The following is a 26875-nucleotide window of genomic DNA, read 5'->3' as shown; positions in this document are numbered from 1 at the left end:
GGCTTCAGATCGCCGGCTGCACACCTGGTTGAACGCTGCGCCTGCGCTTGGACGGTGGAGTCCAGACCAGGTCGTTGATCAGCGCTTCTGTGATCTGCTCGTCCCCGGTATCGATCGCCTTGACGGCCGCATTACGCACGAGCGAACAGATATCGCCCAGGGAGTCTTCGGCGCGGTCTTGAACCAGTCGAAGCATCGCCACCGACTTCAGATCGGAGGGCTTCTTCAATGGAATCCGCTTCTCCATGGTGGCCAATAACGTACCCACCTCCTTGTCGCTTTTCCATCGAGGCATGTACATCGTCTCGAACCGGCTGCCCAGTTGTTCGTCAATCGTCAGTGCGTTCAACGCGTCGTAGGTGCCCGCGGTCACCATGCGGACCTTTGTGTCGTGCGCCAGATTCTTCAGCGCGTTGCGGAACTGGCGCTGCCTTAGTGGCGGTCCTTGCAGGGTGTTGTTGATCTCATCGATGAGCAGAACCTTGACACTGACCTTGCGAAACATGAGCTTGATCTGCGAATACATCGCCCCTTCTTCCGCATTCGGCTTGTACGGAACCAACAGCGCATCCAGGATACTCATATAGAGCGCTTTGATTTTGGGCTCTGGAGGACAGGTAATGACGACCACGTCAACCACAGAGGTCTCAGCCTCCGGAGAAACAACCGGACCGTGAAGGGACAGGAAGTGCTCGAGCACCGTCGACTTCCCGCTGTGCGAGTCACCGATGAGCAGAAGATTCGGCGGGCGCGTGGAAGGTGGATGACGAAGGAGGAACTCCATGAACTCCAACGCCTTCACGGAAGGCCCCAGCGACATCCATGAGCCCATCAGGATCGCGTTCTGTCGCTCGGCATCGGGCGCGTCGATCATCTTGAGCGCTTCCTTGCCGAGGTGAGGGTACGACGAGTTCGGTTTCGACGGGCTCGGTGTTGACGAGTTTGTCGTTGACGACTTCACCGTTGGCGAATTCGACTTCTTGGGCATGCAGTACCTATTCCTCTTCGATCGGGAAGATTTCGTCAGGGTTGTATCCCGCAATCGCGTCCGGCGGCGAAGTAGGCACCACCTGTGAGGCGCGCGGCAGCTCGACAGGCCCGCGTTCACGCGCCTTCGCATGCTCGGCACGCCGCTGCATGTTTTGACGGGCCTTCTTGGTCGTCTCCGCGCTCTCCTGCTCGCGCCTACGCTGCTCCAACACGATGGCCATCACGGCGCGTGTGTCTTCAAGCCTCCCGCCACCATCCTCCTGGATACGCTGTGCCGCGTCATACTCCCATTGGCTGATGCCAGGCGGCAGGCTCGGATCCGCATAGGGAATCGACACGTGCTTCTTCTGGATCGGGTCCCGGAAATAGAGCACGCTGATGTCGCGAGGATCCCGGCCGAAGCGGTGATAGACGCTGGTCTTGGTCTTCGGATCCTTGATGTTCACGTACGGCCTCAGGCAGTCGTGGAAATAGACGATCCGATCGATCACCACGCCTTCAGGATGAATGACCCGCTCCTGGAATGGAAGCAGATCGATGCGCAGCTTTTCCTCGTCCTGAACCAGGGCCGGCCGGCCTCGTCCTGGTTTGGTCTTTGTGCCCAGGATGCCTTCCTTCCACTTTTGAGCCGGCGGCATACCGAGCGTCGAGTGCTTCTCTTGGTGGTACTTCTCGATGGTTAGATACAGCCATGCCTCCAGCTCCATGAGGGTCATGGTCGCCGTCTTCGCCGAGTCGTACTCACCCCTTTCCTTGGGGTTTGAGAAAGTAGCGCCCGGCAGCGCCTTGATCTTGGAGGCCAGCGTACCCATGAAACGCTCGATGATGGCGCCGTACTTGGGATTCTTGACCGGACGGAAATGCGCGTCGATATGGTGCTCCTTGCACCCGAACTCGATCAACTTACCCCGGAACTCCTTGGCGTTGTCCATGTGCACGACGTCCATGACGCCGTAGTACGGCCAGTTGACCTGGTTCGTCAGACCAAGTTGCTCCAGGCGCCGGCGCTTGGTCAGGATGGCGTTCGTGATGCACAGCCCCGCGGACAAGCTCGACGGCGGATCAAGGGACACATAGAACCCCAGGATGACACGGCTGTAGCAATCGATGAGAACCGTGATCCACGCGCGCCGGATCGCCTTTCGGTACTTGTCGTCGACAACGATGATGTCCAGCAACGTGTGGTCCATCTGCGCGATGGCAAGCGGGTAGTCAGCATCCGGCAGCTTGTTGCCTCTGCCTGGCGTCTTGTTCGCTTCGAACTTCCTCGCCTCGGCCTCGCCCTTGCGCTTCTTGGCTCGCTTCTTCTCTTCGATTTCGTCGATGCGCGAGCGAATCGTGTTGGGCGCCGGCGGCTTGATGCCTGCGATCGCGCAGTCTGCCTCGATTTTTTCGACCAGGGCTTTCTTGCTGATCTTCTGACCAGTGAGGAAGTAGTTCCTGATGCCGTCCTGGATCACGTGCTCCAACTCGTCTGAAAGACGGTTCTTTCCTCGCCCGCCGCTCGGGCGGTAAGGAAGCAGGCTCGAGAGCAACTGCGTCTCGTACAGATCGTGCATCAGCCGGTAGAGGGTTGCCTGCGAAATCTCAAGCTCGGCGCAGGCTTGCTCCCGAGCCTCCTTCGAGACCGTCTTCATGGCCAGCAGCTGCGTCAGGATCTTGCGCCGGTGCTCGGCAATCTCCCAGTCATGCGAATCCACGCCGTCCAGGTTGACCTGCTCGGCCACCTTGATCTTCTTTCCTCGCCTGAAAACCTCCCGAAAACCGAGTTCATCCAGATCCAGCGTCGCCAGCTCTTCCGTCCCCAGTTCCTTCGCCATCACCTTCATCAGGCCGACGAACCGCAGGATGACGTACTCCTTGCCGTCATCGGTCTTGACGACCATGCCTTCACGCGGCTTCAGCAGGGGAGCGGCTCTATGGCGAGGATCGGTCATGGCGCCGTGCCCGGGATGATCCACGCATCGTTTTCCATGGGGGCGTCCAGATCCAGCAGGATCCTGCGGTGCGCGACGCAGGTCCAGAAGTGATGGAGCATTTCCCCGCTTCCGTTTTCATGAGCTTCCCGCAACTCACCGACGGTGGAGCTTTCGCCTTGCTCGGCAAGCCAGGCAAGGAGCCGACTCGATGCCGCGGTATCTGGCGGATGCCTCAGGAAGCCGCGCAGATACTTGATGTTCTTGAGCCGCTGATGCGGGAAGTCTTCCTGGCTTTTCTTGATGAAGATCCAGCCCCGCTCCGCGCAATACGCCTCGGCAGCCCTGAACTTGGGCTCGTACTTCTGCTTGTTGGTTTCGAAATCTGCCCGGGTCTTGACCTCGGTTAGCTCCGAAGGACGTCCCAGTTCCTTGCGATAGTGAACGAGCACATCGGGCACGTACCCGTTGCGCACACCTTTCACTGGAATTCGCACCGGCTGGACCTCAATACTCAGGACGTCATCGTCGGGGCCCAACAGGAGGACATAGTCCTTCTCCTGCAGCGACTCGAACTCCTGAAGCTCCTCCGAATGGCGCGTGTGCACGCGCCCCGTCACCCCCAGGTAGTTCCTGGGAATCCTTCGTACCGGCATATCTTCTCCCCCGAGAGATGCCGGATATTCTCATACTCTTCTGAGTGCGCGCGGATATGGCACAGGTCGACGCCGGTTGCAGTCGATCTCCATTTCTTGCCTGGAATGCACTTTCCGGCGCGACGGAATCTCCTGATTCCTGCATTCATACATGCGCTTTCGCGGACTGAGGGGGCGGTGCCTGAGGCGCTACCTTACGGCTTTTGGGCCTCCCCGGGGCGGTTATTGGAACACCCCCCGGGACGCCCCACACGCCCTCCTAAGCAGACGTGGTGGCGAAGCAGACGTCGTGGAGATAGACGTCATGGAGCAAGACGCAGTAGATCCATCGGGGGGAGGCATAGGCGCCCTCCCGACAGACCTCAGTTGGCTTGCTTGGCCGCAGGACGCTGGGGATACTGCGCACATCGATTCAATGACCGGGTGCAGAAAATGGCAGCTATTCCCAAGAAAGCCGCAGCGGACGCGACCACCGACCGCCGGGTTGCAGCGAAGTGGTCCAAGACCGTCGCCGAGTCGGGTTGGACGTCGTTCCCCAACGTCATCTTCGAGCGGCAGCAAGCGCTGCGGCTCTCTCCGCTGGACATCAACATCCTGCTACACCTCGCAGGCAATTGGTGGAACGCTGGCAGCAATCCGTTTCGCTCCAAGAAGACGTTGGCTCTGGCCATCGGCGTGCACCCGCGGACCATCCAGAAACGCATCGAGGAGATGGAGAGATGGGGATACGTCAAGCGCATTTACCGCAAGGCCGGCGTAGGCGACAACCTTCCCAACGAATACGACCTTTCAGGACTGATCGAGAAGATCACGCCCTTCGCCAAAGAGAAGCTCAACGAGCGCGCCAAGGCGCAGGCGGAGAAGACCGCCGCGATCACCCGCAAACGACCGCTGACGGTAGTCGTCGGCGGCAAGTGAAAAGGCGAAACCCGCCAGGTGCTGGAACACCGAAGCGGGTTTCTTGTGCAACTGGTCCTAGAGAGGGACTTCGGAGAAAGGAGGCTTTCAATGCTTCGGCTGCGCAAGCACATCACATTAGGGTAGCCCCGCTCGGGTTGCGTCCGAGCGGGCATCTTACGCGAGAGGCGGGACCCCGTCTCGCCTCTTATCTTGATAAAGATTCAGCTAAACACTGATGATGAAGGTGAACAATCAGCGCAAAGTGCAAGTGACCAAACGGTGTCATTGGGTACCCCAAGCCTATCTCCGAGCCTTTGCCGCGGATGAGCAGGGCCGAAAGATTTGGCGTTTCAGTAAAGAAGCGGGCGAACCCGAGCTGAAGCCGATCGACAAGGTCGCGGTCAGTTTCTACCTCTACGTGCCGGTCGACCCAGATACGGGCCATCGCAACGATAGTTTCGAGCAGAAGCTGAGCGGACTCGAAAGCTGGTTTGGTGATCCAGTCTGGAAGATGCTTCAAACCGATATGGTCAATCTCGGTTGGGAGCCGATTCGAAAGATGGTGAGCCTGCTGGTTGCGACGATGATGCTGAGAAACCCGAGGCACTTCGGCTTTTACAAGCGTTGGCATCGGTGGCTCTGCGAAGAGGTCAGCGCTCGCGGTGAGGTGCCTTCCGCTTTCGAACACAGGGACAAGACCTACGATATTGATCCCGCCAGTTGGCCGGCTTTCAGGGATGCAACTGAAGATGATCTGAAGCGCAACTGGATCAAGGAGATGAACGGTTCGGCGCACTACGCCAGCATGTTGATGAAGATGCGCTGGTCGGTCCTTTGTGCCGAAGAGCCTGCATTCATAACGACCGATGCACCAGTAACATTCATTCATCCTTCGTTAGCGTTTCACGGTATCAACAACCCTGAGACGAGTATTCTTTTTCCGATAAGTCCGACACGCTTGCTTTGTATGGACCATCGAATGAGCGAGCCTGACAATCAGTACTATCCTCTGAATGGAAGCGGTGCCGCTGAGAACCTGCTGCTATGGAGAAACTCCCTCGAGTACATGTTCAGCCATCGGCACACAGATGAGGTCTGCGAAAGCATGGTTGCTGCCGAAGACCAGCTCAAGGCAGCAGCTCTGAGGTCGGAAGGCAGCCAGTCGGCATAGTGGCTCACGCTTCCGAGCCGTTGAAGAGCTCCGGTTTATTTTTAACCGCCCTGCAGCTCCGAGGAGTCGTGGGGTTGCTTCTTCACCATCGCCTAAAGGTATCTTGAACTCGTCGCGCACGTTCTCAGGGTGTGAGGCCTTCTCGACGAGAGTGAGGCACTTCGTGTGCGCGCAAGAAGGGACGTCACTTTCCGAGTGCAGCGGAACCCATTCGGTTTAAGCTGGAGACCCTTCCAAGATCCGTCGCCCCGAGGAAACCTCTCCCAAAGCCGAGGCAAGCAAACAATGGCCAGTGTATTTTTCTCATACAGCCACAAGGATGAAGAGCTGCGCAACCAGTTGGAAGCGCACTTGGCACTGCTCAAGAATCAGGGACTCATCGACGGGTGGCACGACCGCCGCATCATTGCCGGAGACGAGGTTGACGATGCGATCTTCAGCAAGCTCGAGACCGCCGACATCATCCTGTTGCTGATCAGTTCGGACTTCATCAGTTCGCCATATTGCTTTTCCAGAGAGATGAAGCGGGCGATGGAGCGCCACGAAGCTGGCGAGGCGCGAGTCATCCCAGTCATTCTTCGCCACTGCGAGTGGCATAGTGCGCCATTTGGCAAGTTGATGGCCGCGCCGAAAGACGGCAAACCCATCGCTTCTTGGCCGGATCGCGACGAAGCATTGGCCGATGTGGCGAAGCAGGTTCGCCGGGCTGTTGAAGCCACCCCGGCACCCAGGGCCCCTCAGCAAGCACCGCGCTCATCACGTGCAAGCTGGTCAGCGCCTCCTTCCGCCTCGACGGATTCACCGCGACCAAGCCCTGGACTTCCGCGCTCGAGCAATTTGAGGCTCAAACAGGAGTTCTCCGAGCAGGACCAAGATGACCACCTGCGCTCAACATTCGAATTCGTGGCCAAGTTCTTCGAGGGTTCGGTGGGAGCGATCGGCGAAAGAAATCCTGAAGTCAAAGGCCACTTCGAGCGCATTGACTCCCGCCGCTTCGCTGCAGTCCTCTATCGCAATGGCCAGAAGCTGGCGGAGTGCTCCGTCCACCTTGAAGGGATCAGCCGATGGAACAACGGCATTGCGTTCTCACATAACGCGTCGGCGAGCCAGGGCTCTTTCAATGAACTGCTGAGAGTCGAGGCCGACGAGCAATCGTTGTTCATGACGGCCTTGGGAATGAACTTCAACGGCAACGGTGGCAAGAAGCTCTCGCAAGAGGGGGCCGCAGAGTACTTCTGGGCGATGTTCATCGGGCCGGCTCAGCGATGAGAGGACGTAAACTACCGCCAGCTATGGCAGAACAGCACATCTATCTCGAAAGCTAGGTTTCTCTCAGAAAAACTCAAAGGCGACTTGATTTTTCTCATTCACTTTTGAATTTTTCTCACTGACTTCTGATTTTTCTAGATGACGGAGCCCGTTTTTTCTCATCAACTTCTGGGTGCTGTCAGGCGCGCCGGCGCTCGATTGACGCTCCCGGAGGCCGCCTCCGCCCCGGACTCCGCGCAGTCCGGCAAGCCCCTGCACATCCTCCTGGCGATGTGCTACCTGCTGCATCGCACGGGCGCCGAGATGTTCACGCGCGACCTGGCGATGTGGCTGCGACGCCGCGGGCACGCCGTCACCATCTTCGCGACGGCCTTCGGCGACATGGCGAACGAACTGCGCTTCGCCTCCATCGCCTGCGTCACCGACCTGGCCGACATGGCGGCGCGACCGGACATCATCGTCGGCAACACGCACCACGAGACGGTTCGAGCCCTGCTGCATTTCCACGACGTGCCGGTCATCACGATCTGCCACGACCGCAGCGACGACCATGGGCGGCCCGCTCAGTTCGCGCAGGTCGTGCGCCATGTGGCGGTCGACGAGAACTGCGCGCAGCGGCTGGTGCACGAGTTCGGCATCGAACGCGAGCGCATCGAGCTGATCCAGAACGGCGTCGACCTCTCTCGCTTTCCTCGGCGCGGCGCACTGCCGCAGCGGGCCCGCACGGCGCTCGTCTTCAGCAACTACGCCTCGCACAACGAGCAGCTCGAGGAAATCCGCGCCGCCTGCGTGCAGCGCGGGCTGTCGCTGGACGTGATCGGCAGCGGCACCGGCAACCACCTGCCCGACCCGGCCGAGGCGCTGGGCCGCTACGACATCGTCTTCGGCAAGGGCCGCTGCGCCACCGAGGCGCTGTGCACCGGTAACGCGGTGGTGGTTCTCGACCCGGTCTGGGGCATGGGCGAGATGGTGACGGCTTCCACGATCGCCCACGCGCGGCGCTGGAATTTCGGCCGGGCGCTGCTGATCCGTCCGATCACGCGGGAAAGCGTGGGCGCCGAACTCGACCGCTACGACGCCGAAGATGCCGCCAGCTCCGGCGAGTGGATGCGCACGCACGGCAGTCTCGACGCCACGCTAGGCGCGCTCGAAGGCTCCGTGCTGCGCATGGTCCGGCAACACACGGTGATCGAGATTCCCGCCGGTCAACGGGCGGACGAGATGTCCCGCTACATGCAGGACTGGATCCGGCGCGGCAATCCTTCGGCCGCGCAGCTGACCATCGCATCGCTGCACCAGCATGTTGCGGGGCTGCAGCAGTCCTTCAACGACCACCAGCACATGTACCAGAGCCGGATCGAGGCGGTACAGGCCGAGGCGCAGCGCCAGGCGGAGCACGCGGCGCAGTCGAATGCCCACTGCAACGAGCGGCTGGCCGAAGCCGAGCGGCAGGCGCAGCAGGCACGCACCGAACTCGCCCTGCTCCAGGCGCAGCTGCGCGAGGTCTACGCCAGCCGCTCGTGGCGCGTGACCGGGCCGCTGCGCCGCATCTCGACCCTGGTTCGTCCAGGCGAACCGCAGGCATGAAGGCGCTGGTGATCGCCGCCCATTCGGGGCATGAGCTGCTGCTTTGGAAGTGGCTGCGCAACGAGCGGCCCGACTTCGTGGTGCTGACCAACGGCGCCGGATCGACCGGCGTGCCGCGGCTCGAACCGACGGTCGACAACCTCTCGCGCGCCGGTGCCCGCTGGATCCCGGAGGTGGTGCAGCCGGTCGCCGACGCCGACATCTACCGCGCCCTTCTCGAAGGCGACACGAGCCTCTTCACGCGATGGGTCGATGCGCTGGCCGATCACGTCGTCGAGCAGGGCATCGACTGCATCGTCGCCGACGAAGCCGAGGACTACAACCCTTCGCACGACATGTGCCGCCTGATGGCCAACCAGGTCGCGGCGCAGGTCGTGGCGCGCGGCCGCGAGGTCGTCTCGCTCGGCTATCCCACCGTGGGCCACCCCAGCCCGCCGGCGCGGCTGGCCTCCGAACGCCACGTCGTGGTCGAACTCGATGCGGGCGAACTGCAAGCCAAGCTGGACGACATGCACGGCTACGCGCGCCATTTCGGCGGCCAGCTGGAGCAGGAGCTGGCGGGCTTCATCGCCGAGTTCGGCGCCCAGGCCTACGGCCGCGAATGCCTCTTCGCCGCACAGCCCACGCGCTACGAACTGGCCCAGCCGCCCGCGGGCAAGCCCGCCTTCGAAGTCTTCGGCGAAGAACGCGTCGCCGCCGGCGTCTACAAGCACGTGATCCGCGGCTCCCACCTGCAGGCCGTGGCCGAGCGGCTGCGCGGCGCCATTCGCCGTTGACCTGACGCATCAGCCAGCGACGACGCCGCGATGATCTTCACGACGCCCGCCAGCGACGACGACAGCACGGCCACCGTCGCCGATCCCGTCGTCACCGTACCGGCCCCGCTTGCCACCGACACCGCGCTGTCCCATGCTGTCGTGGGCATCGGCCGCTTCGGCTGCGTGCACGCCCGCAAGCTCCTCTCCCTGCAAGGCTTCCACCTGCGCGCGCTGGTCGATTGCTCGCCGTCGGCCCGCGTCGCAAGCGAGCTTGCCGCGCTGCCGTTGCTGTCCAGCCTGGACGACATGCCGCGGGACATCGCCTCGGCTACCGTCGCCACCTGCGACGACGCGCATGCCGAGGTCGCGATGGCTTTGATGCGACGCGGCTGTCATGTACTGGTGGAAAAGCCGCTGTGCATCGACCGGCACGAAGGCGCCCTGATGATCCGCACGGCGCGGCAATGCGGCGTCACCCTCGGCACCGGACACATCGAGCGCTTCAATCCGGTGTTCGACGAGTCGCTCCTGGGCCGGCTGCGCAATGCGGCCACGAACCATCGCCAGAGCCGGAGCGCCCGTCCGTTCATGCGCTTCCGGCGCTGCTCGACCCGCATCGCGACCGCCAGGGACAGCGTGCTGGACCTGATGGTGCACGACCTCGACCTGTTCGCATGGCTGTGCGCAATTCCCGCCGAGGCGCCACTCGAGCTGCTCGCGCTGCATGTCGATGCGCATGGCGTGCGCGCCCGCGTGCGGCTGGATGCGCTTGTCGCCGAGTTCGAGAGCGGCTACGGCAGCCTGCCCGCGGCCCGGCTGCAGCTGTGCGACGGCCATCGCGAGCAATGGCTGGACCTGCGCGGCGCGGCGTCGACAACGGCGGCCGGCGGCGACGATGCCCTGGCGCGCCAGTACCAGGGCTTCCGGCGCGCGGTGCTGGGCGAGCCCAGCCGCATCGCGTCCGGCGCGGATGGCCTGGCGGCCGTCACCCGCGCCTGCCAGATACTGCACGCATGAAGATCCCGCTGTTCCGGCCGGCGGCTTCCGCCGAACCGACGGCGGCGCGCCTGGCCCAGTCCCTCGCCGGCGTGCTGCGCAGCGGCACCTACATCCTCGGTCCGCAGGTCCAATCCCTGGAGACGCGGCTGTCGGCATTGCTGCAAGGCCGCGAGACGGTGGCCGCAGGGTCGGGCTCCGAGGCGCTGCTGCTGGCCTTCAAGAGCCTCGGCATCGGCAATGCGGGCGGCGGCGATGCGCTGGACGAAGTCCTGGTGCCGGCCTACACCTTCGTCGCATGCGCGGAAGCGGTGCTCGCAGCCGGCGCGCGGCCGGTCTTCGTCGACAGCGCGCCGGACGACTTCATCCCCATGCCCGAGGATTTCCGCAAGGCCCGCACGCCTCGTACGCGCGCGATCCTCGCGGTGGGCCTGTTCGGCGATGCGAGCGGCCTGCCCGAGCTGGCCGACTGGTGCCGCGACGAAGGGCTGCTGCTGGTCGAGGACGTGGCGCAGTGCCTGGGAGCCCGGGCCGGCGACGGCGCCACGGCAGGTCACGCCGCCGGCACCTGGGGCGATGCCGCGGCGATGAGCTTCTATCCGACCAAGACCCTGGGCACCGCCGGCGACGCCGGTGCCCTGGCCTTCAAGGACCCGCGCCACGCGGACAAGGCCCGGCTGCTGCGCAACCACGGCTACCGCGACGGCCTTCATCGCTGCCTCGGGCACAACAGCCGCATGGACGAGCTGCAGGCCTGCCTGCTCCACGCCGCGCTCGACGACTTCCCCGCGAACCTCGCGCGGCGTCGCGCCATCGCCGCGCGCTACCTCGCGGCCTGGTCGGACCTGCCGATGCGCCTGCCGAAAGACTCGGCCGGCCACGCCTGGAACTACTTCGTCGTCCGGCTGCCCGGTCCGCTCGAGCGCGAGAACTTCGCGGCCCGGCTGGCAGCGTCCGGCATCGCCACCCGCGTCTACTACGAGCAGCCGCTTCACCTGCATGAGGCGCTACGGCCCTGGCACGGCGACCGCGGTGCCCTGCCGCACAGTGAAAGGCTGGCCGGCTGTTCGCTCGCATTGCCGCTGTACCCGATGCTCGACGACGAGGAAATCGGGTACATCATCGATGCCGTACGGCAAGCAGCCCGAGCCCCGGGCGACCCGCACCCGACGACATGCCAGCCACCGTCCTGACCACGCTGTCGACCCGCCCCGTCCCGGGCCTGGTCGAGAACCACGCGGCCTATGCGCGGCGGCACGGCTACGCGCACCGCGTCGTCGACAGCACCCATGTGTGGGGCCCACGCCAGCCGGTCTACTTCCGCTACCACGCGATCTACCACCACCTGGCGCAGATCGGCGAAGGCAGCCTGCTGCTGGTGCTCGACCAGTTCGCGGTGGTCTACGAGCCCCGTGCGCTGGAAGAGACTTTCGCGGGCGTCGACGCGCTGGTCAGCGCGCAGCCCGACGACGACGCGCTCTGCAACACCAGCATGCTCCTGCTGCGCAACACGGCCGAGGTGCGCGAGAAGCTTCGCCAGCTGGTCGACCATGTCTCCCACTGGGCGGTGCGCATCCTGGAAGACGACGAGCAGCCGGAGAACTCGCTGGTCGCGCACGTCTTTCCGCCCCGCCCCTGCGGCCTGGCGCTGCCCAACGGCGTCTATACCAACGTGCAGGCCAGCTGGCCCGGCGGCGGCTATCACGACTCCATCCGCGGCGTGCGGCCGCTGGTGGCCAGCGACGCGCCCACCTGGCGCCGCACAGGGCCCGGCAACCGGTGGACGCCGACGCTGGACTACGACTTCCGCGGCGTGCAGAACCTGGTCGACGAAGCCGCCGCGCTGGCCGCCGGCGAACGCCCGCCCTGCCTCGTGCTCGCCGAGGCCGCGCAGCCGGACGGCGACGAGCTGCACCTGAACCCCGGCGCGCGCATCGCCTTCGTGAGCATCTACACGCACCACATCGCGAGCTATGGCCGCATCCACGAAGAGAGCTTCGCGCGCTACTGCCTGCGGCATGGCTACGGCTACCACCTCTACCGGAAGGTGCCGGAGTTCGCGAACGGGCTGACGGGCTCGTGGGCCAAGCCGCACGTGATGCGGCGCCACCTCGCCGAGCACGAGTTCCTGCTGTGGGTCGACGCGGACATCATCGCGATGAACCAGTCGCTGCGCATGGAGCCGCTGGTCGAGGGACGGGATGCCCTGGTGGGCAACGACCACACGGCGTGGAACATGAATTCCAGCGTGGTCGGCGTGCGCAACACGCCCGCGATGCATGCGCTGGTCGAGGACGTCTGCCAGCAGATCGAGAACGCGCCCGACCGCTCGTCGATCCACGCCAACGGCGGCGACCAGACCTACTTCGCGAACGCGTTCAGGGCACGTGGCCTCATCACGCAGGCCCAGGTGGTCGATGCCCTGTCGCTCGACGCCCCCGTGATCTACGCCACCGGCGAGAGCCACTTCGTGCACTTCCCCACGCAATACACGCCGCAGCGTGCAGCATCGATGCATGCATGGAACCAGCGCAGCCTCGCGCGCGACGCCGACGGCTAGAGAATCAGGCGCAGCCCCTTCGCGAGACACCGCGGAACCGGCTTCGCCGGGCCGCAGGCGTCGCCCCCGGCGAGGGGGTTGGCGCAGCGACACGAAGTGCGCGAAGCCTGGGGGAGTTTCACGGTAAGTCGAGCCTGTAGCCGACCCCGTAGATCGACCGGATCAGCTCCTGCCCTCCGCTCGCCGCATCGAGCTTGCGGCGCAGGTTCTTGACGTGGCTGTCGACCGCGCGATCGGTCACGGCGCGCTGGTCGGCATGCACATGGTCGAGCAGCCTGTCGCGCGAGAGCACGCGGCCGCGCGCGTCGGCCAGCGCCTTCAGCAGGCGGAACTCGACCGGCGTGAGATCCAGCGGCGTGCCCTGCCAGGCGGCCTTGTAGGCCTGCGCGTCGATCTGCAGCGGCGACGCCTCGCGCGCCGCATAGCCGCTGCGCCGCAGCAGCGCCTTCACGCGCGCCACCACCTCGCGCGGGCTGAAGGGCGTCTTGCAGATGTAGTCGTCCGCGCCGATCTCGAGCCCCATCAGTCGGTCGGCCTCCTCGACGCGCGCCGTGAGCATGATCACCGGCACCTCGCTGAACTGCCGCAGCTCGCGGCACACGCTCATGCCGTCCTGCCCGGGCAGCATGACGTCGAGCAGCACCAGGTCGGGCCGGCCGGCCTTCACGGAAGGCACCGCCTCCAGCCCGTTCGCGATCCATTGCGAGGTGTAGCCCGACGCCCGCAGGTAGTCGGCGAGCAGCGCGGCCATGCGCGGCTCGTCCTCGACGATCAGGATGTGGGCCGTCGCCGCCGGCGTGTCGTTCGTCGTTGCTGTCGTCATCGTCCTGCCCTCCTCCTCATGCCCTCGGCAGGCGGATCGCGATCCACACGCCGCCCAGCGGCGAGGCCTTGGCCTCGATGGTTCCGTCGTGCGCCTCCACGATGCTGCGGCAGATGGCCAGCCCGAGCCCCGCGCCGCCGCTGGCACGGTTGCGCGAGCCCTCGCCGCGGAAGAAGCGCTCGAAGAGGCGCGGCAGCAAGGCCTCGTCGATGCCCGGCGCGGAGTCCATGAGGTCGATGGCGATGCGGTCGCCGTCCTCCCGCGCCTCGATGCGCAGCACGCCGCCGGCGTCGGTGTAGCGGCAGGTGTTGAGCACGAGGTTGCTGAAGAGCTGCTGCATGCGCCGCTCGTCGGCGAACACCACGAGCGGCTGCGCGGGCAGCGCCAGCTCCAGCCGCAGGCCGGCCAAGGCCAGCCGCTCGCGGAAGGCATCGAGGCTCGGCTCCAGCAGGTCGCGCACGTCCACGTCGGCCTTGCGGTAGGCGAGCGCGCCCACGTCGGCCAACGACAGGTCGTAGAGGTCGGTCACCAGCTGGTTGAGCATGCCGACCTCGTGCTGCAGCGAGCGCACGGCCTGCGCGTCGAGACGGCGCACGCCGTCTTCCATGGCTTCGAGTTCGCCGTGCAGCACGCCCAGCGGCGTGCGCAGCTCGTGCGACACGTCGGCCATGAATTCGCGGCGCATCTGCTCGTTGCGCTGCAGCGTGTTGGCGAGCGAATTGAAGTCGCGCGCCAGCTGCCCCACCTCGTCGTGCGAGGCCACGGCCACGCGGCTCGCGTAATCGCCCGCCGCCAGCCGGTGGGTGGCCGTCGCCACGCGCTTGACGGGCGCGAGCAGCACCCGCGCGATCCACCATGCGATGCCCGCGGCCAGCAGCACGCAGAGGCTGCCGATGACCCAGCTCGCGCGCAGCTGGTTCTTCTGGAAGCGCTGGTCGCCGGCCTCGCTCACGCTCTGGAAGGGCATCATGACGACCCAGCCCACGGTCTTTCCGTCGACCACCACGGCGCGCTCGACGGCGCCCTTGCGCACGTCCCTGAAGCCGATGATCACTCGCCTGTCGACATCGAGCAGCGAGATGCGCAGCACGGCCCCGGTCAGGTCGGACACCAGCGCCGGCGAACGGCCCGGCTCGAAGTGCTCGCCCGACGCGGAGGGCGCGGGCCGCATGATCTCGAACCAGGGGCGCGGGTTGTCGCGCAGGAAGTCCCAGCTGCCGTTCAGCCGGTAGGCCGCGGCGGCGTTCGGCACCACGGCGTCGAGCCGCTCCACGCCCTGTTCGTTGAGATAGCCGACGAAGCCGCGCTCGAAGTTCCAGCGCGAGGCGGCACCCATGGCGACCACGGCCAGCACGGCGGTGGCCAGCACGGCGAGAAAGAGCTTGGTGGTGATGCTGATCTTCATGAAGGGCCACAAGATAAGCCAGATGGGGCCCGCGCGGTGCATCGCCGCCCCATGGCCGTGCGGGTCGCGGGGACCTCCACATTCGCTCCACATTCCCTGAAGACCATGGGTTCCAACCTGATTGGAACTCCGAACATGATGTCTTCCCGCTTCAACCGCACCGGCCTCGCGTGCGCCCTGGCCATCGGCCTGCTGGGCGCTGTCGCGGGATGCTCCGGCTCTTCCTCCACTTCGCCCGGCCCTTCTTCTCCTTCCGGCCCTCCCGGCCTCGCCGCAGGACCCCAAGGCGCTTCCGCCACACAGGTCAGCGTGGTCACGGTGCAGCCCGAAAACCAGCCCGTCACCACCGAACTCTCGGGGCGCACCCGCTCCCGCCTGAGCGCCGAGATCCGCCCGCAGGTGGGCGGCATCGTGCAGCAGCGCCTCTTCGAGGAAGGCGCGCTGGTGAAGGCCGGGCAGGTGCTCTACCAGCTCGACCCCGCCAGCTACAAGGCCGCCTACGCAAGCGCGCAGGCCACCGTCGCGAAGTCGGAAGCGACGGTCAACGCCGCGAAGGTCACGGCGCGCCGCAATGCGGAGCTCGCGAAGATCGAGGCCGTCAGCAAGCAGACCAGCGAAGACAGCCAGGCCACGCTGCAGCAGGCCGAGGCCGAGCTGGGCGTGGCCCGCGCCGCGCTCGACACGGCGCGCATCAACCTCGGCTTCACGCGCATCACGGCGCCCATTGCGGGGCGCATCGAAGCCTCCACGGTCACGCCGGGCGCGCTGGTCACGGCCAGCCAGACCACGGCGCTCACCACGGTGCAGCAGCTCGATCCGATCTACGTCGACGTGACGCAATCGACCACCGAGCTGCTGCGGCTGCAGCGCGAACTGGCGGCCGGCACGCTCAAGGGCAGCAGCGACAAGAGCGAAGCCTCGGTGAAGCTGCTGCTGGAGGACGGCAGCACCTACGGCCACGCCGGGCGCCTGCAGTTCTCCAGCGTCACGGTGAACGAAGGCACCGGCGCGGTCACGCTGCGCATCCTGGTGCCGAACCCCGATCGCACGCTGCTGCCCGGCATGTACGTGCGCGCAGTGCTGGAAGAAGGCGTGGCCGAGGGCGCGCTGCTGGTACCGCAGCAGGGCGTGACGCGCACGGCCAGCGGCGACGCGTCGGCGCTGGTGGTCACTGCCGACGGCAAGGTCGAGAAGCGCGCGCTGAAGGTGTCGCGCACGGTCGGCAACCGCTGGCAGGTCACCGAGGGCCTGAAGGCCGGCGAGCGCGTGATCGTCGAGGGCTCGCTGAAGGTGAAGGCGGGCGACACGGTGAAGACCGTGGCGGCTTCCGACGCCACGGTTGCCAGCGCGGGGGCCGCAGTCGCGCCCACCGCGCGCTGAGGAGCCCACGCACATGGCACGCTTCTTCATAGACCGGCCCATCTTCGCGTGGGTCATCGCCATCGTCATCATGCTGGCCGGGGCGCTGTCGATCAGCACGCTGCCGCTGGAGCAGTATCCCGACATCGCGCCCACCAAGGTCACCATCAACGCGACCTACACGGGCGCCTCGGCCAAGACCATCGAGGACTCGGTCACGCAGGTGATCGAGCAGAAGATGAAGGGCCTCGACCGGCTCGTGTCGATGTCCTCGAGCAGCACCTCCTCGGGCACCGCGCGCATCGAGCTCACCTTCGAAGCCGGCACCAACGCCGACGTGGCGCAGATGCAGGTGCAGAACAAGCTGCAGCAGGCCGAGTCGCAGCTGCCGCAGTCGGTGCAGAACCAGGGCGTGACGGTCACCAAGTCGGGCACCGACTTCCTGATGATCGTCTCGCTGATCTCGCAGGACGGCAGCGCCTCGGCCACCGACATCGGCGACTACATCTCCAGCAGCCTGCTCGACGTGGTCAGCCGCATCGACGGCGTGGGCGACGTGCAGACGCTGGGCTCGGGCTACGCCATGCGCATCTGGCTCGACCCCGCGAAGCTGCAGAAGTATTCGCTGATGCCCTCGGACGTGACCACCGCGCTCACCAGCCAGAACACCGAGGTCTCGGCCGGCCAGCTCGGCGCGCTGCCGGCGGCCGCCGGCCAGCGCCTGACCGCGACCATCACGGCGCGCAGCAAGCTGCGCACCGCCGACCAGTTCCGCGAGGTGATCGTCAAGTCGGACAGCAGCAGCGGCGCGATCGTGCGGCTGGGCGACGTCGCGCGCATCGAGCTCGGAAGCGAGAGCTACACCATCAGCTCGCGCTTCGACGGCAAGCCCGCGGCCGCCATGGGCGTGAAGCTGGCCACCGGCGCCAACGCGCTCACGGTGTCGAACGCGGTGAAGGCCAAGCTCGACGAGCTTTCGCCCTTCTTCCCCAACCAGATGAAGGCGGTGGTCGGCTACGACACCACGCCCTTCGTGCGCATCTCCATCGAGGAAGTGGCCAAGACGCTGGCCGAGGCGATGGTGCTGGTCGTGCTGATCATGTACCTCTTCCTGCAGAACCTGCGCGCCACGCTGGTGCCCGCCATCGCGGTGCCGGTGGTGCTGCTGGGCACCTTCGGCGTGCTGGCGCTGCTGGGCTACTCGATCAACACGCTCACGATGTTCGGCATGGTGCTGGCCATCGGGCTGCTGGTGGACGACGCCATCGTGGTGGTGGAGAACGTCGAGCGACTCATGACGGAGGAAAGGCTCTCGCCGAAGGAAGCCACGCGCAAATCGATGGGCGAGATCACCGGCGCGCTGGTGGGCATCGCGCTGGTGCTGTCGGCGGTGTTCATTCCGATGGCCTTCTTCGGCGGCTCGACGGGCGTGATCTACCGCCAGTTCTCGGTGACCATCGTCGCGGCCATGCTGCTGTCGGTGCTGGTGGCGCTGACGCTCTCGCCTGCGCTGTGCGCCACGCTGCTCAAGCCCGTGGAGGCCGGCCACCACCAGGAAAAGCGCGGCTTCTTCGGCTGGTTCAACCGCAACTTCGAGCGCAACGCCGAGCGCTACCGCTCGGGCGTGGGCGGCCTGCTGCACCGGGGCAAGCGCAGCATGCTGGTCTACGTGCTGCTGCTGGGCGTGCTGGGCGTGACCTTCATGCGCCTGCCCACCTCGTTCCTGCCCGACGAAGACCAGGGCACGCTGATGGCGCAGGTGAAGCTGCCCGCCAGCGCCACCGACGAGCAGCTGCAGCAGACCATGAAGAGCTTCGAGCAGTACCTCTCCTCGCAGAAGGAGGTCGCCCACTTCATCACGCTGACCGGCCTGAGCGGCGACCAGGCCACGGGCAATGCCTTCATCACGCTGAAGGACTGGAGCGAGCGCGGCGGCAAGGCGCAGGACGCCGCATCGCTGTCGCGCCGCTTCACGATGGACATGGCCGCGCGCACCAGCAACGCCAACGTGTTCGTGATGCTTCCGCCGGCCGTGCGCGGCCTGGGCTCCAACGCCGGCTTCGACGTGCAGCTGCAGGACCTGGGCGGCATCGGCCACGAGGCGCTGGTGCAGGCGCGCGAGCAGTTCCTGGCGCTGGCCCGAAAAGACCCGGCGCTGAGCCAGGTGCGCAGCAACAACCTGGACGACACGCCGCAGTTCGCCATCGACATCGACGACCGCAAGGCCGCCGCGCTGAACCTGTCGACCTCGGACATCAACGACACGCTCTCGAGCGCGATGGGCGGCAGCTACGTGAACGACTTCATCAACAACGGCCGCGTGAAGAAGGTCTACGTGCAGGCCGACGCGCCCTTCCGCATGCAGCCCGACAGCGTGGACCGCTGGCACGTGCGCAACGGCAACAGCGAGATGGTGCCCTTCTCGGCCTTCGCCAGCAGCCGCTGGACCTACGGCTCGCCGCAGCTGTCGCGCTACAACGGCATGTCGTCGTTCGAGCTGATCGGCGACCCGGCCGCGGGCGTGAGCTCGGGCACGGCGATGGACGCGGTGGAACGCATCATGAAGCAGCTGCCGCAGGGCATCGGCTACGAATGGGCGGGCAGCTCCTACCAGGAGCGCCTTTCGGGCTCGCAGGCGCCGCTGCTGTACGCGGTGTCGATCCTGTTCGTGTTCCTGTGCCTGGCTGCCCTGTACGAGAGCTGGTCGGTGCCGTTCTCGGTGATGCTGGTGGTGCCGCTGGGCGTGCTGGGCGCTGTGCTGGCGACCAAGCTGGCGGGGCTGTCGAACGACGTGTACTTCCAGGTGGGGCTGCTGGCCACGGTGGGGCTGTCGGCGAAGAACGCGATTCTCATCGTGGAGTTCGCCAAGCAGCTGCAGGACGAGGGCATGGCGCTGGTCGAGGCCACGCTGCAGGCAGTGCGCCTGCGGCTGCGGCCCATCCTGATGACCTCGCTGGCCTTCATGTTCGGCGTGCTGCCGCTGGCGCTGAGCACCGGCGCGGGCTCGGGCAGCCGCCGCGCCATCGGCGTGGGTGTGCTGGGCGGCATCGCCACCGCCACCGCGCTGGGCATCTTCTTCGTGCCGCTTTTCTTCGTCGCTATCCGGCGCTTCTTCGCGCAACGGAAAAAGCCCACGACTCCGACCACGCCGGCCTCGCTGCCCGCATTGCCCGAGGCATGAAAGCCATGACACATCCTCGCTTCAGACTCCGCGCGCTTTGCGCGCTCCTCGCCGCCGCGACGCTGGCCGGCTGCGTCAACCTTGCTCCCGTGTACTCGCGGCCCGAGGCGCCCGTGCCCAAGGCCTGGCCGGCCTCCACGGACGCGAAGGACACAAAGGACACCAGGGACGCCAAGGACGGCGCCGTCTCCGCCACCACCGGCTGGCAGAGCTTCATCACCGACGACCGGCTGCGGCGCACCATCACGCTCGCACTGGCGAACAACCGCGACCTGCGCGTGGCCGTGCAGAACATCGAGAAGGCGCGCGCGCAATACGGCGTGCAGCGCGCCGAGCTGTTCCCCAGCGTCTCGGCCACGGCCGGCGGCACGCGCCAGCGCACCTCGGCGGCCACGAGCAGCAGCGGCGAATCGTCCATCGGCAACACCTACACCGCCTCGCTGGGCTTCAGCAACTACGAGCTCGACCTGTTCGGCCGCGTGCGCAACCTCAACGAGGCGGCCCTGCAGAGCTACCTCTCGACCGAGGCCACGACCCGCAGCACGCAGATCAGCCTGGTGGCCGAGGTCGCCTCGGCCTGGCTCACGCTGGCCGCCGACAACGAGCGGCTGAAGCTCGCGCAGGACACGCTCGCGAGCCAGCAGCGCTCCTACGAACTGACCAGCCGCATGAAGGCGCTCGGCGCCAGCACCGCGCTGGCGCTGGCCCAGGCGCAGACCACGGTGGACTCGGCGCGCGTGGACGTGGCCGGCTACACCGCGCAGGTGGCGCAGGACCGCAACGCGCTCGACCTGCTGGCCGGCGCCACGGTGCCGGACGAACTGCTGCCGGCCGCCGGCATGACCACCGCCAGCGCGCTGGTCGAAGTGCCCGCGGGGCTGCCCTCGACGCTGCTGCAGCAGCGGCCCGACGTGCTGGCCGCCGAGCACACGCTGCAGGGCTCGAACGCCGACATCGGCGCGGCGCGCGCGGCCTTCTTCCCGACCATCTCGCTGACCGCGAGCTCGGGCTCGTCGAGCACGGCACTGTCGGGCCTGTTCAAGGGCGGCAACAGCACATGGAGCTTCGCGCCCTCGATCAGCCTGCCGATCTTCAACGCCGGCAGCAACCGCGCCAGCCTCGATTCGGCGAAGGCGCAGCGCGAAATCGACCTCGCCACCTACGAGAAGACGGTGCAGACCGCGTTCAAGGAAGTGGCCGACGCGCTGGCCGTGCGCGGCTCGCTGGGCGAGAAGCTGGCGGCGCAGCAGTCGCTGGTCGATGCCACGCAGAAGAGCTTCACGCTGTCGGAAGCGCTCTACCGCAACGGCAGCTACAGCTATCTCGAAGTGCTGGACGCGCAACGCTCGCTGTACACGGCGCAGCAGACGCTGATCACGCTGCGCCTGTCGGAGCAGAGCAACCGCATCACGCTCTACAAGGTGATGGGCGGGGGCGGCACGGCGCAGCCGGCTTCGACCGGCTGAAGCTGCTCAGCCGCGCGTCGCGTTTTCCTTCATCTTCGCCAGCGCGATGGCGATGGCCGCGCCGCCCAGCGTCTTGATGAGCCCGGAGTGCTGCGCGTAGAACTGGCTGACTTCGTCGATCACGCCCGCGTGCTGCTGCTCGGCATGCGTGGCGATCTCGGTCACCTGCGCGGGCGAGAGTTGCGAGGCCTGGTCGGGCGTGACCTGCGTCTGCCCCGGCTGCAGCATGCGCCCGAGCACGCCGCCGGCCAGCGCAGAGGCGGCGGCCGGGCCGAGCGTGGCCAGGATCTGGTTGAGCACGCCGGCCTGCTGCGCCGGAGAAGACTGGCCGAACAGCTGGCCGACCGTGTCGCCGAAGGGCGGCGTCTGGTCCGAGCGCATCGCCGCGGCGAGCCCCGCGCCCAACTCGCCGGGCGAGGCGTGCTGCGCGACCTGGTCGAGGTGGGCTTCGGCATTGTTGTTGCCGATGGCTTGCTGGAGGATGTCGAGTAAACCCATGGCGAGCTCCTTGGTGATCGGATCGGTCGGCTTCAGCGGGTCACGAGGTGCCAGACCCCGAGCAGCACCGCCGCGCCGACCACCGAGGCGATGAAGCCGGCACCGGCCCCCGCGGCATACCAGCCCATGGCCTGCCCGGCATAGGTCGCGACCAGCGAGCCGGCAATGCCGAGCACCGCGGTGAGGATGAACCCCATCGAGTTGTTACCCGGCAGCACGGCGCGGGCCAGGAGCCCGGCGATGAAGCCGATCAGAATCGTCCAGATGATGTGCACGGAAACTCCCTGTCCTTGGTGACAACAAGCGCCGCCGCTTTGTTGCGAAAGGCGCCCGGGGATCGTCGCCCCGCCTTCCTGAGCGGCAACTGACGGCGTGCCGTCCTGCACCCGGGCGGTCGCCAAGGCGCTGGCCGAAAGCGGGAGCATTTCGCTATCCTGCCGGCTGGCCAAGAAGAAGGAAGATGACTTTGCAAACGCACCCTGCCATCCAAGCCGCCATGGAACGCAGTTTCGGCGCCATTGCCGATCTGATTCGCCTCCACGCGCAACACACGCCCGACCACGCAGCGCTGGCGGACGCCACCCGCACGCTGGACTACCGCGCGCTCGACGCGCTGATGGACCGCATCGCGGCCAGCCTGCAGCGCGACGGACTCAAGGCCGGCGACGCCATCGCCATCTGCGCCTCGTCGTCGGTGAACTACGCGGCCGTGTTCCTGGGCGCGCTGCGCGCCGGCGTGGCCGTGGCACCGCTGGCACCCGGCTCCACGCCCGCCAGCCTGGCCCGCATGATCGAGGACGCCGACGCGCGCATCCTGTTCAGCGACGCATCGGCCGCGGAAGTGATCGGCCCCGCGAAGGAAGGCGGCATCCCGCGCGTGGCGCTCGACGGCTCGCAGGTCGGCCGCGGCATCGACGAATGGCTCGCGCCGGCGGGCGCACGGCCCGAGGCCGTGGAAGTGCAGCCCGGCTGGGCCTTCAACATCATCTATTCGTCGGGCACCACGGGCGAGCCCAAGGGCATCGTGCAGGGCCACGGCATGCGCTGGGCCCACGTGCAGCGCGGCGCCAAGTACGAGTACGGCCCCGACACGGTCACGCTGCTGTCGACGCCGCTGTACTCCAACACCACGCTGGTGGTGTTCTTTCCCACGCTGGCCTTCGGCGGCTGCGTGGTGCTGATGCCCAAGTTCGACGCGCTAGGCTACCTGCAGCTGGCGCAGCAGCGCCGCGTGACGCACACCATGCTCGTGCCGGTGCAGTACCAGCGGCTGATGGCGCATCCGCGCTTCGACGAGCACGACCTGTCCTCGTACAGGCACAAGTTCAGCACCAGCGCGCCCTTCGGCGCGGCACTGAAGGCCGACGTGCTCAAGCGCTGGCCCGGCGGGCTGGTCGAGTTCTACGGCATGACCGAGGGCGGCGGCACCTGCATCCTGGAAGCGCACCTGAACCCCACCAAGCTGCACACCGTCGGTCGCCCGGCCGAGGGCAGCGACATCCGCCTGATCGACGAGGAGGGCAACGAGCTGCCCAGCGGCAACACCGAGGTGGCCGGCGAGGTGGTTGGCCACTCGGCCGGCATGATGACCGGCTACCACCGCCAGCCCGCGAAGACGCGCGAGGCCGAGTGGTTCGACGCCACCGGCAAGCGCTTCATACGCACCGGCGACGTGGGCCGCTTCGACGCCGACGGCTTCCTCACGCTGTTCGACCGCAAGAAGGACATGATCATCAGCGGCGGCTTCAACATCTACCCGAGCGACCTGGAAGCCGTGCTGCGCGGCCATGCGGCGGTGGCCGACGTGGCGGTGGTGGGCGTGCCCTCGGAGCAATGGGGCGAGACGCCGGCCGCCTTCGTGGTGCGCCGCGAGGGCGACGCCACGAGCGAAGACGAGCTGCTGCAGTGGACCAACGCCCAGCTCGGCAAGACCCAGCGCCTGGCGCGGCTGGCCTTCATCGACGAGCTGCCGCGCAGCGCGATCGGCAAGGTGCTCAAGCGCGAGTTGCGTGAACTCGTCGGCCGCTGACACCGGCGCGGCGGCGGCGCCCGACCACGGCGGCGGCGGCAACGGCCTGCTGTGGGTGCTGGTCGCGGTCGCGGTGCTGTTCGCCTTCCTTCGCCCGCGCGCGCCGATGGACTGGCTGCGGCTGGTCGACTGGCAGACGGTGGGCGCGCTCGCCGGGCTGCTGGCCATCACGCAGGGCGTGGAGCGCAGCGGGATGCTGCAGTCCGCCGCGCAGCGCCTGCTGGCGCGCACGCACAACCAGCGCAGCCTGGCGCTGCTGCTGACGGCCAGCGCGGCATTTCTCTCGGCGCTGGTCACCAACGACGTGAGCCTCTTCCTGCTGGTGCCGCTCACGCGCGTGCTCGCCACGCAGGCGCATCTGCCGCTCGCGCGGCTGGTGGTGCTGCAGGCGCTGGCGGTGAACGCGGGCTCGGCCCTCACGCCCATCGGCAATCCGCAGAACCTGTACCTGTGGCATCGCTCGGGCGAGGGCTTCGTCGCCTTCATGGGGATGATGGGGCCGACGGTGGCGGTGATGCTGTTCTGGGTCTTCGTCGCGGTCTGGCTGCTGGTGCCGCGCACGCCCATCGAGCTGAAACCCGAGGCCGAAGCCGCGCCGGTGCAGCCGCGCATGCTGGCGCTGTCGGCACTGCTTTTCGTTGGCTTCGTGGTCGCGCTCGACCGGCACTGGCTGCTGGCGGGGCTGGGCGTGGTGTTCGGCGTGTTCCTGGTGGCGTATCCGCGCGTGCTGCGCGGCATCGACTGGGCGCTGCTCGCGATCATCGCGCTGATGTTCGTGGACCTGCGGCAGCTCGCGGAACTGCCCGCCGTGGTGGCGCTGCTGGGCCACTGGCCGATCACCGAGGGCTGGCGCGCGTACCTCGCGGCCATCGTCACCTCGCAGTTCATCAGCAATGTGCCGGCCGCGATCCTGCTGGACGGCCATGTGCGCGACCTGCCGGCGCTGGCGGCCGGCGTGAGCGTGGGCGGCTTCGGCTGCGTGCTGGGCTCGCTGGCCAACCTGATCGCGCTGCGGCTCGCCAAGCTGCCGAACGGGCTGCGCGAGTTCCACCGCATCAGCATTCCCTTCCTGCTGGTGTGCGCGGCCTCGGCACTGCTGCTGCGGCTGGGATGACAGCGGCGGGCCGGAGTCGGACAATCGCGTCCTCCCTTCCCCGCTCCTTTCCATGCACACGCCCGCCACGCACACCCTGGCCCTGCGCGACTACGGCCACTCGCACGGCAGCCACGCGCACGAGCATTTCCAGGTGCTGATCGGCCTGGACGGCGTGCTCGAAATCGAGGTGGAAGGCCGTGGCGCCGGCATCGCGGCCGGCGAGGCGCAGGTGGTCGCGCCGGGCGACCGGCACGACTTCAGCGCGCAAAGGCATGGTGCCGTGTGCCTGGTGCTCGACACCACCCATGCGGGTTGGGCCCGCTGCGCCGCACGCGCATCTCCCGATTCGCCTCAGCTGCACACGCTGGCGCGCTACCTGGCGCAATGCATGAAGCAGCCGCAGGCCTCGGCGCTGGCCCTGCAGCACGGCCCCGCGCTGCTGCTGGAGGCATGGAATCCGGCACCGGCATCCTCATCGGATTCGCGCCGCCGCCGCATCGACTGGCCCCTGCTCGCCGACTGGGCCCGCGCCCGCTGGCACCAGCCGCTGGCCGTGGCCGACCTGGCGGAGGTCGCCTGCCTGAGCCCCAGCCAGTTCGCGCAGCGCTGCCGCGACGAGCAGGGCATGGGCGCGATGCAGTGGCTGCGCTCGCTGCGGCTGGCGCATGCGCGCGAGCTGCGGCTGGGCGGCTTGAGCGTGGCGGAGACGGCGCGCCGCACGGGCTACCGCTCGCCGTCGGCGCTCACGGCGGCGCTCCGACGCTGAGGCGCTGACTTTCTCCCTCCCCCGCTGGGGGAGGGCCGGGGTGGGGGCACGACGGCGACGAAAAAACACGGGGCGCGATCAACGGCCTGCCCCCATCCCAACCTTCCCCCAGCGGGGGAAGGAGCAAAGCCCAAACCGTCGTTTCGCGACGACGAACCATCGTTGCGCGACGACCGCATCGCGTAGCCTCGCCGTCCATGCCATCGACCGCCTACGCCCTGATCGCCATCGCCCTGTGGACCACGCTCGCATCGCTGGGCACGGCCCTGTCCCATCTGCCGCCCTTCCTGCTGACGGGCCTGGCGCTCATCATCGGCAGCGTGCCGAGCTGGCCGCTGGTGCTGCGCGACCGCGCCGCCTGGAAGGTGCCGCCGCGCACGCTGGCGCTGGGGATCTACGGGCTCTTCGGCTATCACTTCCTGCTGTTCATCGCGCTGCGCTACGCGCCGCCGGTCGAGGCCAACCTGGTCAACTACCTGTGGCCGCTGCTGATGGTGGTGCTGGCGCCGGTGCTGCTGCCGGGCGTGTCGCTGCGGCCGCTGCACCTGGTGGCGGGGCTGCTGGGCTTCGCGGGGGCCGCGGCGGCGATCCTCGGGGCGGGCGGCGGCAATGCGTCCTTCTCGGGCTACCGGGGCTTTCTGCCGGCGCTGGCCTCGGCCTTCGTGTGGGCCAGCTATTCGCTGTGGACGAAGCGCGTGCCGGCCTTCCCCACCTCGGCGATCGGCCTGTTCGGGCTGGTCTCGGGCGCGCTCTCGCTGGCCTGCCACGCGGTGCTGGAGCCCTCGGTGGCGCTGTCGGGCCGCGACTGGCTGCTGCTCGTGCTGTGCGGCCTGGGCCCGCTGGGCGCGGCCTTCTTTGTTTGGGACATGGCGCTCAAGCGCGGCGACGCGCGGCAGATCGGCATCCTGAGCTACATCACGCCGCTGGGCTCGACGGCGTTGCTGCTGCTCGTGACCGGGCGTCCGCTGACCTGGACCATCGTGCTCGCGGCCTGGCTGATCATCTCGGCGGCGATCATGGGCACGCGCGCGCGGTGATGCTTGCGTGCTGAATCAGGCTGTATCCGACGGGGCGGCTTCATTTTTTGTGGCTAGAGTGGAGGCTCAGGAAAAAAGGAGCCAACCCACATGGACGACAAGAACAGGGATTTCGAGATCACGCCCAAGCTGGTGTTCGACCTGAACCTGGCGCTGTACCTCGACCTGGTGGCCGCGCTGGAGGGCGCGGGCGCCGTCACCTACCGCCAGATGGCGGCCCGGGTGCTCAACATCAGCATGGATGCCCGCAACGACGGCGAAACCGGCCTGTCGACGGTGCTCGAGGGCATCGCCCGGGGTTTCGCGGGCCACGGCGACGGCCTGTCGATCGAGCTGCTGAAGGCCGCGCGCGGACTGCGCGAGGACGACGCGCTGGGCGACATCCCGCTGCGGCCCGACCTGGGCTGAGCGC

The 26875-nt window shown here is 67.0% G+C and carries 23 protein-coding genes; 16 read left to right on the top strand and 7 right to left on the bottom strand.

Going from position 1 to position 26875, the window contains the following annotated elements; all coding sequences use genetic code 11:
- Positions 1 to 4: 4 nt before the first annotated feature.
- The 3 genes from BMY35_RS28335 to BMY35_RS28325 are packed head-to-tail and all read right to left on the bottom strand — an operon-like array spanning position 5 to position 3526.
- Positions 5 to 988 carry a TniB family NTP-binding protein gene (locus BMY35_RS28335; RefSeq protein ID WP_218153024.1) on the bottom strand — a complete coding sequence of 328 codons (984 nt, stop codon included), beginning with the start codon at positions 986 to 988 and terminating at the stop codon, positions 5 to 7.
- Positions 989 to 995: 7 nt separating this feature from the next.
- Positions 996 to 2927 (bottom strand): DDE-type integrase/transposase/recombinase, encoded by a 1932-nt coding sequence (locus tag BMY35_RS28330; RefSeq protein ID WP_093206331.1) that lies wholly within the window; start codon positions 2925 to 2927, stop codon positions 996 to 998.
- Positions 2924 to 3526 (bottom strand): TnsA endonuclease N-terminal domain-containing protein, encoded by a 603-nt coding sequence (locus tag BMY35_RS28325; protein WP_177213723.1) that lies wholly within the window; start codon positions 3524 to 3526, stop codon positions 2924 to 2926. The genes BMY35_RS28330 and BMY35_RS28325 overlap by 4 nt, the downstream gene beginning before the upstream one ends.
- A 468-nt stretch (positions 3527 to 3994) precedes the next feature.
- Between BMY35_RS28325 and BMY35_RS28320 the strand changes: the two genes are divergently transcribed.
- From BMY35_RS28320 to BMY35_RS28285, 8 genes are all read left to right on the top strand, one after another.
- On the top strand, positions 3995 to 4480 hold the full coding sequence (locus BMY35_RS28320) for a helix-turn-helix domain-containing protein (protein ID WP_093206329.1): 486 nt from the start codon (positions 3995 to 3997) through the stop codon (positions 4478 to 4480).
- A gap of 217 nt (positions 4481 to 4697) precedes the next feature.
- Positions 4698 to 5633, top strand: coding sequence for a DUF4238 domain-containing protein (locus tag BMY35_RS28315; RefSeq protein WP_093206328.1), 936 nt, complete (start codon positions 4698 to 4700; stop codon positions 5631 to 5633).
- A 285-nt stretch (positions 5634 to 5918) separates the two neighbouring features.
- On the top strand, positions 5919 to 6902 hold the full coding sequence (locus BMY35_RS28310; protein ID WP_093206327.1) for a toll/interleukin-1 receptor domain-containing protein: 984 nt from the start codon (positions 5919 to 5921) through the stop codon (positions 6900 to 6902).
- Positions 6903 to 7100: 198 nt separating this feature from the next.
- The gene (locus BMY35_RS28305; protein WP_256229876.1) at positions 7101 to 8489 is read left to right on the top strand and encodes a glycosyltransferase; all 1389 of its coding nucleotides are present in this window, start codon (positions 7101 to 7103) and stop codon (positions 8487 to 8489) included.
- Entirely contained in the window at positions 8486 to 9265 is a 780-nt protein-coding gene (locus BMY35_RS28300; RefSeq protein ID WP_093206325.1) for a hypothetical protein, read from the top strand. The genes BMY35_RS28305 and BMY35_RS28300 overlap by 4 nt, the downstream gene beginning before the upstream one ends.
- A 30-nt stretch (positions 9266 to 9295) precedes the next feature.
- On the top strand, positions 9296 to 10264 hold the full coding sequence (locus BMY35_RS28295; RefSeq protein WP_093206324.1) for a Gfo/Idh/MocA family protein: 969 nt from the start codon (positions 9296 to 9298) through the stop codon (positions 10262 to 10264).
- Positions 10261 to 11436 (top strand): DegT/DnrJ/EryC1/StrS family aminotransferase, encoded by a 1176-nt coding sequence (locus tag BMY35_RS28290; protein WP_093206323.1) that lies wholly within the window; start codon positions 10261 to 10263, stop codon positions 11434 to 11436. The genes BMY35_RS28295 and BMY35_RS28290 overlap by 4 nt, the downstream gene beginning before the upstream one ends.
- Positions 11418 to 12803: a glycosyltransferase family protein gene (locus BMY35_RS28285; protein ID WP_093206322.1), complete on the top strand. Its 1386-nt coding sequence runs from the start codon at positions 11418 to 11420 to the stop codon at positions 12801 to 12803. Before BMY35_RS28290 ends, BMY35_RS28285 begins: the two co-directional genes overlap by 19 nt.
- Positions 12804 to 12921: 118 nt before the next feature.
- On the opposite strand, the gene BMY35_RS28280 is transcribed toward BMY35_RS28285, so the two are convergent.
- Together BMY35_RS28280 and baeS are read right to left on the bottom strand one after the other, a co-directional pair.
- A complete protein-coding gene (locus BMY35_RS28280; protein WP_093206321.1) occupies positions 12922 to 13626 on the bottom strand; it encodes a response regulator in 705 nt (234 codons plus the stop codon).
- 16 nt (positions 13627 to 13642) lie between these two features.
- Entirely contained in the window at positions 13643 to 15031 is a 1389-nt protein-coding gene (baeS, locus tag BMY35_RS28275; RefSeq protein ID WP_093206484.1) for a sensor histidine kinase efflux regulator BaeS, read from the bottom strand.
- A gap of 135 nt (positions 15032 to 15166) precedes the next feature.
- Between baeS and BMY35_RS28270 the strand changes: the two genes are divergently transcribed.
- The 3 genes from BMY35_RS28270 to BMY35_RS28260 are packed head-to-tail and all read left to right on the top strand — an operon-like array spanning position 15167 to position 21037.
- Positions 15167 to 16411 carry an efflux RND transporter periplasmic adaptor subunit gene (locus BMY35_RS28270; RefSeq protein ID WP_218153022.1) on the top strand — a complete coding sequence of 415 codons (1245 nt, stop codon included), beginning with the start codon at positions 15167 to 15169 and terminating at the stop codon, positions 16409 to 16411.
- A 13-nt stretch (positions 16412 to 16424) separates the two neighbouring features.
- The gene (locus BMY35_RS28265) at positions 16425 to 19571 is read left to right on the top strand and encodes an efflux RND transporter permease subunit (RefSeq protein WP_093206320.1); all 3147 of its coding nucleotides are present in this window, start codon (positions 16425 to 16427) and stop codon (positions 19569 to 19571) included.
- Positions 19568 to 21037 carry an efflux transporter outer membrane subunit gene (locus BMY35_RS28260; protein WP_218153021.1) on the top strand — a complete coding sequence of 490 codons (1470 nt, stop codon included), beginning with the start codon at positions 19568 to 19570 and terminating at the stop codon, positions 21035 to 21037. The genes BMY35_RS28265 and BMY35_RS28260 overlap by 4 nt, the downstream gene beginning before the upstream one ends.
- Before the next feature lie 6 nt (positions 21038 to 21043).
- On the opposite strand, the gene BMY35_RS28255 is transcribed toward BMY35_RS28260, so the two are convergent.
- On the bottom strand, positions 21044 to 21535 hold the full coding sequence (locus BMY35_RS28255) for a hypothetical protein (RefSeq protein WP_093206318.1): 492 nt from the start codon (positions 21533 to 21535) through the stop codon (positions 21044 to 21046).
- A 32-nt stretch (positions 21536 to 21567) separates the two neighbouring features.
- Positions 21568 to 21810: a GlsB/YeaQ/YmgE family stress response membrane protein gene (locus BMY35_RS28250; RefSeq protein WP_093206317.1), complete on the bottom strand. Its 243-nt coding sequence runs from the start codon at positions 21808 to 21810 to the stop codon at positions 21568 to 21570.
- Between the two features lie 221 nt (positions 21811 to 22031).
- On the opposite strand from BMY35_RS28250, the gene BMY35_RS28245 reads away from it, so the two are divergent.
- The 5 genes from BMY35_RS28245 to BMY35_RS28225 all read left to right on the top strand — a co-directional run bounded on the left by BMY35_RS28245 (position 22032) and on the right by BMY35_RS28225 (position 26871).
- On the top strand, positions 22032 to 23564 hold the full coding sequence (locus BMY35_RS28245; RefSeq protein ID WP_093206482.1) for a class I adenylate-forming enzyme family protein: 1533 nt from the start codon (positions 22032 to 22034) through the stop codon (positions 23562 to 23564).
- Positions 23545 to 24678: an SLC13 family permease gene (locus BMY35_RS28240; RefSeq protein WP_093206316.1), complete on the top strand. Its 1134-nt coding sequence runs from the start codon at positions 23545 to 23547 to the stop codon at positions 24676 to 24678. The genes BMY35_RS28245 and BMY35_RS28240 overlap by 20 nt, the downstream gene beginning before the upstream one ends.
- A 52-nt stretch (positions 24679 to 24730) precedes the next feature.
- On the top strand, positions 24731 to 25426 hold the full coding sequence (locus BMY35_RS28235) for a helix-turn-helix transcriptional regulator (protein ID WP_093206315.1): 696 nt from the start codon (positions 24731 to 24733) through the stop codon (positions 25424 to 25426).
- A gap of 197 nt (positions 25427 to 25623) precedes the next feature.
- On the top strand, positions 25624 to 26463 hold the full coding sequence (locus BMY35_RS28230) for a DMT family transporter (RefSeq protein WP_093206314.1): 840 nt from the start codon (positions 25624 to 25626) through the stop codon (positions 26461 to 26463).
- Between the two features lie 90 nt (positions 26464 to 26553).
- Positions 26554 to 26871, top strand: coding sequence for a hypothetical protein (locus BMY35_RS28225; protein WP_093206313.1), 318 nt, complete (start codon positions 26554 to 26556; stop codon positions 26869 to 26871).
- Positions 26872 to 26875: the final 4 nt, after the last annotated feature.

The sequence above is a fragment of the Variovorax sp. YR750 genome (assembly GCF_900109805.1).
In the GTDB taxonomy this organism is placed as follows: domain Bacteria; phylum Pseudomonadota; class Gammaproteobacteria; order Burkholderiales; family Burkholderiaceae_C; genus Variovorax; species Variovorax gossypii.
The sequence above is the reverse complement of the archived record's forward strand: the minus strand, read 5'-3'. Positions and strand labels throughout refer to the sequence as shown.